Source organism: Klebsiella sp. GG_Kp173 (genome assembly GCF_040062415.1).
Classification (GTDB): domain Bacteria; phylum Pseudomonadota; class Gammaproteobacteria; order Enterobacterales; family Enterobacteriaceae; genus Klebsiella; species Klebsiella quasipneumoniae.
This window is the reverse complement of the sequence record NZ_JBEAFZ010000008.1, coordinates 112,412-120,986: the sequence shown is the minus strand read 5'-3', so window position 1 is coordinate 120,986 and position 8,575 is coordinate 112,412. Positions and strand designations below refer to the sequence as shown.

The 8,575-nt window shown below is 55.1% G+C and carries 7 protein-coding genes and 1 pseudogene; 5 read left to right on the top strand and 3 right to left on the bottom strand.

Translation table 11 applies throughout. The features are described 5' to 3' along the window. Window positions 1–57 precede the first annotated feature (57 nt). The 4 genes and pseudogenes from ABLU50_RS07535 to aroD all read left to right on the top strand — a co-directional run. Window positions 58–1,479 (top strand): annotated as a pseudogene (locus ABLU50_RS07535) (FAD-dependent oxidoreductase); the annotation flags it as partial. A gap of 11 nt (window positions 1,480–1,490) precedes the next feature. Then, entirely contained in the window at window positions 1,491–2,354 is an 864-nt protein-coding gene (locus ABLU50_RS07530; RefSeq protein WP_017901194.1) for a shikimate dehydrogenase, read from the top strand. A 10-nt stretch (window positions 2,355–2,364) separates the two neighbouring features. Continuing rightward, on the top strand, window positions 2,365–3,579 hold the full coding sequence (locus tag ABLU50_RS07525) for an MFS transporter (RefSeq protein ID WP_049093247.1): 1,215 nt from the start codon (window positions 2,365–2,367) through the stop codon (window positions 3,577–3,579). A 30-nt stretch (window positions 3,580–3,609) separates the two neighbouring features. After that, window positions 3,610–4,365, top strand: a complete 756-nt coding sequence (gene aroD / locus ABLU50_RS07520) for a type I 3-dehydroquinate dehydratase (RefSeq protein WP_004204316.1) — start codon at window positions 3,610–3,612, stop codon at window positions 4,363–4,365. A gap of 37 nt (window positions 4,366–4,402) precedes the next feature. Here aroD and ABLU50_RS07515 read toward each other — a convergent pair whose 3' ends face one another. Continuing rightward, complete coding sequence (locus ABLU50_RS07515; RefSeq protein ID WP_087833111.1) at window positions 4,403–5,299, bottom strand: LysR family transcriptional regulator; 897 nt, start codon at window positions 5,297–5,299, stop codon at window positions 4,403–4,405. A gap of 231 nt (window positions 5,300–5,530) precedes the next feature. Between ABLU50_RS07515 and ABLU50_RS07510 the strand changes: the two genes are divergently transcribed. Next, window positions 5,531–6,841 carry an MFS transporter gene (locus tag ABLU50_RS07510; protein ID WP_004204313.1) on the top strand — a complete coding sequence of 437 codons (1,311 nt, stop codon included), beginning with the start codon at window positions 5,531–5,533 and terminating at the stop codon, window positions 6,839–6,841. Window positions 6,842–6,885: 44 nt separating this feature from the next. Here the strand turns inward: ABLU50_RS07510 and ABLU50_RS07505 are convergent, their stop codons facing one another. Both ABLU50_RS07505 and sgrT read right to left on the bottom strand, forming a co-directional pair. Further along, window positions 6,886–8,070 (bottom strand): sugar efflux transporter, encoded by a 1,185-nt coding sequence (locus tag ABLU50_RS07505; protein ID WP_023319717.1) that lies wholly within the window; start codon window positions 8,068–8,070, stop codon window positions 6,886–6,888. A gap of 286 nt (window positions 8,071–8,356) precedes the next feature. Then, entirely contained in the window at window positions 8,357–8,509 is a 153-nt protein-coding gene (sgrT, locus tag ABLU50_RS07500; RefSeq protein WP_004204309.1) for a glucose uptake inhibitor SgrT, read from the bottom strand. Window positions 8,510–8,575 lie beyond the last annotated feature (66 nt).

Here is an 8,575-nt window from a genome sequence, read left to right as displayed (position 1 = left end):
CGCTCCGGATGAATATGATGATCTCATATCAGGAACTTGTTCGCACCTTCCTTAGGTCTGATTGTCGATAAAGTTCGCGCCTGCGTCGGGCCACGTTTTCCGGTCAGCCTGCGCATCAGCGCCGACGACTTCCTCAAAGGCGGCAATACCCTCGAAGATTCCTTGCGCATCCTTGAGCTCTGTCAGGAGAAGGTCGATATCATCAACGTCTCGGCGGCGCAGAACGACAACCTGAATCTGCAAATCGACCAGATGTCGCTGGAGGATGGCTGGAAGCGTTACCTCTCCCGCGCGGTGCGCGATAAATTCCATAAGCCCACGGTCATCGCCGGCAATATCCGTACCCCGCAGGTGGCCGAGGATATCCTCGCCAGCGGCGATGCCGATCTCATTGCCATTGGTCGCGGTCTGATTGCCGAGCCGGAGTGGGTGCAGAAGGTGCAAAGCGGTAAAGAGCGCCTGATGCGCAAATGCATCTCCTGCAACATCGGCTGCGCCGACCATCGCATCGCCCGCTCGCGCCCGCTGCGCTGTTCAATTAACCCGGACATCATTCACGGCGATGCCTACAAAACGCGGCGCGTTAATCGCGAAACGAACGTGGTCGTCATCGGCGCCGGCACTGCCGGGATGGAGGCCGCCTGCACCGCGGCGGAAGTCGGCTGCCACACCTGGCTGCTGGAGGCGAAAAATCACGTCGGCGGTCTCGCCAGCGATATCGCTCGTCTGCCGGAGAAAAAACGCATCGCGGATTTCCCGCAGTTTATGAAAAACCGCATCGCCGCGCTGGACAACCTGATGCTGCAGGTCGGCAAACGGGCAGACGTGGCCTCGGTTTCCGCCCTGCGTCCACATCTGATCGTCAATGCCACCGGCTCAACCCCCCTGCTGCCGCCCATTGCTGGACTGCGGGAGAATATTGACGCCGCGGAAGGCAAAGTCTTCTCCATTACCGGCATGATCGACAATCTGGCGAAATTTACCCATGTCGAGGGCAAACGCATCGCCGTTGTCGGCGCGGGCGCCGTTGGCCTCGACGTCATCGAATACTTTACCGCTCGCGGCGCGCAGGCGGTCTTAATCGAAATGCAGGACGCCGCCGGTCGCGATCTCGACATCATTACCAAGAATGCCATGTTGACCATGCTCGACGAGCAACAGGTCGAACAGCACATGAATACGCAACTGATGGCGGTGGCTGCCGACCATTTCCAGGTGAAAAATACACAGCACACCTTCGATATCCCCTTCGACTACGGCTTTGTCTGTCTGGGGATGCGCGCCAACCGGACGGGTCTCGACGAGATCGAACGCTGGGCCAATGCCAATAACGTCAAAATCATGAATATCGGCGACAGCGTGATGGCGCGACGCATTATCGACGGCATCCGCGAAGGCCGCAACGTGCTGGACACCCTCGAAGACATGGGTGCGCTGGGCAGCCGCGAAGCACAACGAATTCCCTTTCTAACTTATTGAGGATTTTTGTCATGGCAGAACGTATTACTGGACACACTGAGCTGATTGGTCTGATCGCCACCCCGATTCGCCACAGCATGTCGCCCACCATGCACAACGAGGCTTTCGCCCATCTCGGGCTGGACTACGTCTACCTGGCTTTTGAAGTCGGTAATCAGGAGCTGAAAGACGTTGTGCAGGGCTTCCGGGCTTTGAAGCTGCGCGGCTTTAACGTCTCTATGCCGAACAAAACCGAGATTTGCCAGTATCTCGATAAGCTGTCGCCGGCGGCGCAGCTGGTCGGGGCGGTGAATACCGTGGTCAATGACGACGGCGTCCTGACCGGGCATATCACCGACGGCACCGGCTATATGCGCGCCCTTAGCGAAGCGGGTATCGATATCATTGGCAAGAAGATGACCGTGCTCGGTGCCGGCGGCGCGGCGACCGCACTCTGCGTCCAGGCGGCACTGGATGGCGTGAAGGCGATCTCCATCTTCAACCGTCGCGATAAATTCTTCGCCAACGCCGAAGAAACGGTCGCCAAGATCCGCAACAACACGCGCTGTGAGATCCATCTGTTCGATCTTGACGATCATGACAAACTGCGTGCCGAAATCGATAGCAGCGTGATCCTGACCAATGCCACCGGGGTCGGCATGAAGCCGTTCGAAGGCCAGATGCTGCTGCCGGACGACAGCTTCCTGCGTCCGGATCTGATCGTCTCCGACGTCGTATACAACCCGCGCAAAACCCACCTGCTGGAAGTGGCTGAGAAAAAAGGCTGCCGCACGCTAAACGGCCTCGGGATGATGCTGTGGCAAGGCGCGCGCGCGTTCGAAATCTGGACGGGTAAACAGATGCCGGTTGATTACATCAAAAGCATCCTGTTCTAAGGGGCAAGCGATGAAAAATAAATACGTCCCTACCGCGGCAGGGCTGTACCTCAACTACCTGATTCATGGCATGGGGGTGCTGCTGATCACCCTCAATATGGCTCATCTTCAGGAGCAGTGGGGAACAGATAAAGCCGGCGTATCGATCGTTATCTCCTCGTTAGGTATTGGTAAGTTAGCGACCATCGTGACCGGTTTTCTGTCGGATCGCTTTGGTCGTAAACCCTTTATTTATCTGGGGATCCTCAGCTATCTGATCTTTTTTATCGGCATTCTGCTGACCAAAAATATCTATCTGGCCTATGTCTTCGGCATTATGGCGGGCCTGGCGAACAGCTTCCTCGACTCCGGCACCTATCCGGCGCTGATGGAATCTTTCCCGCACTCCGCCAGCCGGGCCAACGTGCTGATCAAAGCCTTCGTTTCCGCCGGACAGTTCCTGCTGCCGTTCATTATCAGCTTCCTGATCTGGGCGAATCTATGGTTCGGCTGGTCGTTCGTGATTGCGGCGGCGCTCTTTGTACTGAGCGGGATTTACCTGCTTAAAATGCCATTCCCTGACAGCCAGGCAGCGAAAAAAGAGGAATCTCCTGAGCCACAGGCGGAAACGTTCGCCCGTCCGCAGGCCAACAAACTGGATATGATGATCTTCACGCTGTACGGCTATATCGGCATGGCGACGTTCTATCTGGTCAGCCAGTGGCTGGCGCAGTACGGCCAGTTCGTGGTCGGGCTGCCCTATGCCTCGGCGATTAAGCTGCTCAGCATCTATACCGTTGGGTCGTTGGTCTGCGTCTTCGTGACTGCTGCCTTCGTCAAAGAGGTGTTCAGCTCTGCCGTCGCCATGATCATCTATACTGGCCTGTCGATGGTCTCGCTGCTGCTGGTGTGCCTGTTCCCGACGCCGATGATGGTTACCGGCTTCGCCTTTGTCATCGGCTTTGCCGCCGCGGGCGGAGTGCTACAGCTGGGAGCGACGATCATGGCGATGAGCTTCCCGAACGGGAAAGGCAAGGCAACCGGGATCTTCTACACCGCCGGCAGTATCGCCAGCTTCACGATCCCGCTGATCACCGCCAAACTTTCGCAGATCAGTATTGCCAGCATTATGTGGTTTGATTTTGCGATCGCCGTGATCGGCTTTGTGATCGCCCTGTACATCGGCTATCGTCAACTGCAGGCTCGGGCGGCGCAAAAAGTATCACGCACCGCAGTCACCGCCTGAGGTTCAACACGAATAATAATGGATGCCTACATGACAAATGCAGTTACCGTAAAGAACATCACCTTCCAGGAAGGGGAAACCTTAATTTGTGTACCGCTGATCGGCAAAACGCTGGATGAAATACTGGGTAACGCCCACGGCCTGGTCGACGCCGGCGCCGATATCATCGAATGGCGCGTTGACCACTTTACGCAGGTCAGAGAGATGGCCCAGGTGATGGCCGCGCTGGCGGAAATCCGTGGTGCGCTGAAAGCCCTGCCGTTGCTGTTCACCTTCCGCAGCAAGAAAGAAGGCGGCGAGACCGAGCTCAGCGACGATGCCTACTTCGCGCTCAACCGCGAAGCGGCGCGCAGTGGACTGGTTGATGTCATCGATGTCGAGCTGTTCAATGATGAAGCGCAGATCCGCGCGCTGGTTGACGATGCGCATGCCGCGGGCGTCAAAGTGATCATGAGTAACCATGATTTTCATAAAACCCCCGCCCAGGAAGATATCATCTATCGCCTTCGCCGCATGCAAGATCTGGGTGCCGATCTGCCGAAGATCGCGGTGATGCCGCAATCGCCGCAGGACGTTCTGACTCTGCTCGCCGCCACGCTGACCATGAAAGAGAAGTATGCTACCCGCCCGCTGATCACCATGTCGATGGGAAAATCAGGCGGCGTCAGCCGGGTGACCGGGCGTCTTTTTGGCTCAGCCATGACCTTCGGTACCGTGGGTCAAGCTTCCGCGCCGGGACAGATAGCCATCAATAAGCTGCGTGAAGTGATGGATATTCTCTCCTGATAACCCCTTAGCCCGGAGGACCTCTCCGGGCTATTCGCTAACAGATCTTCTGGCTGTCGTGGATGACCACATTTTTAAACGACTGCAGCGCCGGGGAAAGTCCCCGGTCTTTCATGGTCGCCAGATAGATATAGCGCGGAGGGAGGGTGTTTTTAATCTTCAGGATATGGACGTTGTAATGGGAGAGCGCCGAGATCCGCGGCATGATCGCGATCCCGTAGTCAATGCTGACCAGCCCGGCCATCGCGGTATCCTCTTCCACGTAGCAGGCAATCTCCGGCACCAGCTTTTGCTGCATAAATACATTATCGATAAACGGACGTAAGCCGCTATTTTCTGAAAAATAGATATAGGGATAATGAATCGTCTCCGCGAGGTCGACTTCATGTTCATACAGACGGGCCAGCGGATGATCCCTGGCGGTCACCACCACTAGCTCCTGCTGAATAACCGGAATAAAATCGATATCGGGCTCATCGGCAATATAAGAGCAGATCGCCAGATCGACTTTTCCCGCTTTCAGCTCCTGCAACAGCGTCAGCGAGGTCCCTTGAGTAAAAGAAAAAGTCACATTGTGAAACTCAGGTGAAAGAGAATATTTATTAATTAACTGCGGAACAACATATTCGCCCATCGTGTAAATAAAGGCGATACGAATGTTTTCTTTATTTTCAGCGCCGTTTTTTTGCAAAACTGTGCGGCCATTTTCCAGTGAGGCCAGGGCATCTTCGACATACGGCAGAAAACGCTTGCCGTTTTGCGTAATTTTAACGTTCCGTCCCTGTCTGGCGAACAGCGCGACCCCTAACTCCTTCTCCAGTTCTGATATCGCATGGCTTAGCGAAGGCTGGGTGATGCACAGACTGGAGGCCGCTTCGGTATAATGTTCAGTTTCAGACAGACGTTTAAAATAATAAAGTTGCTTTAGGTTCATTATTTTTGCCCGTATAATATAAGAATAAATCCACTGATGCTAATATACCATGCAAGCCACCAATAATGTGCATGAGCGGGTAAATATCGGCGGTGTATCAAATATTATTTTCTGAAGCGTATGAATGTGCCACAAAGCGTTGCCATTCATAGATACTACCTATAGTTCCCGGAGATATTTTTGCATATACAAATATATGCAAAAATATTTTAAACTTTAAAGGAACTCGCTATGAGTATGTCAAACTCTCAGGAAGTCCTCACTTCCTCATCAGGGACGAAAAAAAGAAGCCGCGTTCGGATAGTTATTTTACTGCTGTTGTCCGTCGGAACGATGATCAATTATCTCGACCGCACCATCCTCGGTATCGTTGCCCCACAGTTAACCCAGGAAATTCATATCGATCCGGCGATGATGGGCATCATTTTCTCCGCCTTTGCCTGGACCTATGCCCTGGCGCAGATCCCCGGCGGCATGTTTTTAGACCGCTTCGGCAACAAACTGACCTATGCCCTGTCAATTTTCTTCTGGTCGCTGTTTACCCTGCTGCAAAGTTTCACCCTCGGGCTTAAATCTCTGCTGCTTCTGCGCCTGGGACTTGGCGTCAGTGAAGCGCCCTGCTTCCCGGCCAACAGCCGCATCGTCAGCACCTGGTTCCCGCAGCATGAGCGCGCACGTGCGACGGCAACATATACGGTTGGTGAATATATAGGACTGGCGGCCTTCTCACCGCTGTTATTTTTAATCCTCGAACATCACGGCTGGAGAACGCTTTTTTTCCTCACCGGCGGATTAGGTATTTTATTTACTTTGGTGTGGTGGCGTTTTTATCACGAACCCCATGAATCGCGCACGGCTAATCAAGCGGAGCTGGATTATATCGGCGCAAACGGTATTAACAATAAAATCCAGAACGTTCCATTTAACTGGCGTGACGCCAGGCGCCTGCTGGGCTGTCGCCAGATCCTCGGCGCCAGTCTGGGTCAGTTTGCGGGCAACACCACGCTGGTGTTTTTCCTGACGTGGTTTCCCAGCTATCTGGCCAACGAGCGCCATCTTCCCTGGCTGCACGTTGGCTTCTTCGCCACCTGGCCGTTTCTCGCCGCCGCCATCGGCATCCTCTTCGGCGGCTGGATCTCGGACCGACTGCTGAAGCGAACCGGCTCCGTCAATATCAGTCGGAAGTTACCAATAATTTCCGGATTATTACTCTCCAGCTGTATTATTGCGGCGAACTGGGTGAGCGCCAACAGCACCGTTATTATTATTATGTCAGTGGCATTTTTTGGTCAGGGAATGGTTGGTCTGGGCTGGACGTTAATTTCTGACATTGCCCCGGAAAATATGGCAGGCCTGACCGGCGGGATATTTAATTTCTGCGCTAATATGGCGTCGATTATAGCCCCACTGATAATTGGCGTGATTATCTCCGCAACGGGTAACTTCTTTTACGCACTGATCTACGTCGGCCTGACGGCGCTGATCGGTGTGATTGCCTACATTTTTATCATCGGCGACATCAAGCGAATCGAACTGAAGTAAAGACGGCGGCCCCGGCGAATTGCACGCCGGGGCGAAGAGGACGGTCAGATATCTTTCACCTTGCTGGTTAAAAACAGCGTCACCAGCGAAATCGCGGCGATCGTCCAGTAGACGCTGGCGTGGCCATAGCTCTGCGACAGCGCCCCCTGCATCACGCCGGCGAGGATCACGCCAGTGGAAATACTGTTGGTAAACAGGGTGGTCGCCGCCCCCGCGCGTCCCGGCATTAAATCCTGGAACCACAGCATGCCGATCCCGGCGATTATGCCGATAAAAATGGCGTTGAACAGCTGCAGGGCCAGCAGCGCCGTTCGGCCATGAAACAGGATCAGCCCCAGATAAAACAGCACACCGGCCGCCACCGCCGCTACCATCATTTTACGTTTACCAAAGCGCTTCACGTAGTAGCCGGCGAGGATCATCGCCGGAATCTCCAGGCCGGCGGCGGTGCCCATCAGGATCCCGGCCAGACTGTCGGGAAGCCCGAGATCGCTGCTGATCCACAGCGGCATATCAATGATATACATGGTGTTGCAGGTCCACATCAGGGTGGAGGCGATAAACAGCATCCGCACATTCTTGTCCTGCCAGCCGCCGGCCTGCGCCAGCGCCTCCGCCTCTTCCGAGGGCTGTTCCACGCGCGGAACCGAGGGCAGTTTGACCGCAATCAGCGCCAGGCTGATCGCAAAGATGCCCGCCGCAATAGAGAACATGGTGGTAAAGCCATAGTTGAGCGCCAGCATAAAGGCCAGCGGCGGGCCAATCACCCACGCCAGAGACAGCTGGGCACGCATGACCGAGCTGAACATCACCACTTCCCGCGCCGAGCTGTCGGCATATTCCCGCGCCAGGGCAAAGAGCTGCGGCATGGCGGCGTTAGCGATGGATGCCAGCATCACCCCACAGGTGATCAGCGTCAGATAGTGCCGGTTGAAGGCAAACAGCAGCGCATTGCCTACCGCCATCAGACAGCAGAACATAATTAACCGCCGCCGGTCGCCGCGGCTATCGGAGCGCTTGGCCAGCGCCAGACTCACCAGGATCCCGGCTATCGCATTCACGGTGTAGAACAGGCCCACCCAGAACGGCTGCGCCCCCACTTCGCGGCTGAGAAACAAACTCAACGTCGGCGCCTGCAATGCGCCCGCCACGCCCATCATAAAAGCAACCAGCATAAAGGCGGCATAGACGCCGTTTAGCCGTCGTCCCATCGTCATCAACCACAGCATGAAATGTCCTTAACACACGCGAAGTAAACGAAAAAAGCCAGCAGAGGCTTTCTGCTGGCGGGTGATTCTATACTCTGTGGATTTCACGTTGCAGGACAAACGGTTAACCGTTTTGCGCAGCGCTTACGCTGGCTCCGAAAGGGTGAGTCCCGTAGGGGCGATTCACGCGGCCAGAACATAGGCTCTGGGAGCATCGACAGCGATAGACCCGGGCAAGCGCGCGCACCTGCAGCTTGAAAAACGACGAGTATAACACCAATACTCAGTCACACATGATGTCTGCAAGTCAATGATCAGAGGTCTTTGACGTCACTCCCCACTGCATCAGTTCGCCCAGGATTTCCTGCTGTCGTCCTGCCATCAGGCGGGCCAGCCAGGACGCTTCCTGCGTCGCAGAAAAGTAGCGCTGGTAGAACGATTTTGCGGTAGACCTCATCATATTCACCTCCTCGCTTCATCGGGATTCATTATTGGCTTAATATGGGGAGTAATAAATTGCTGAGTT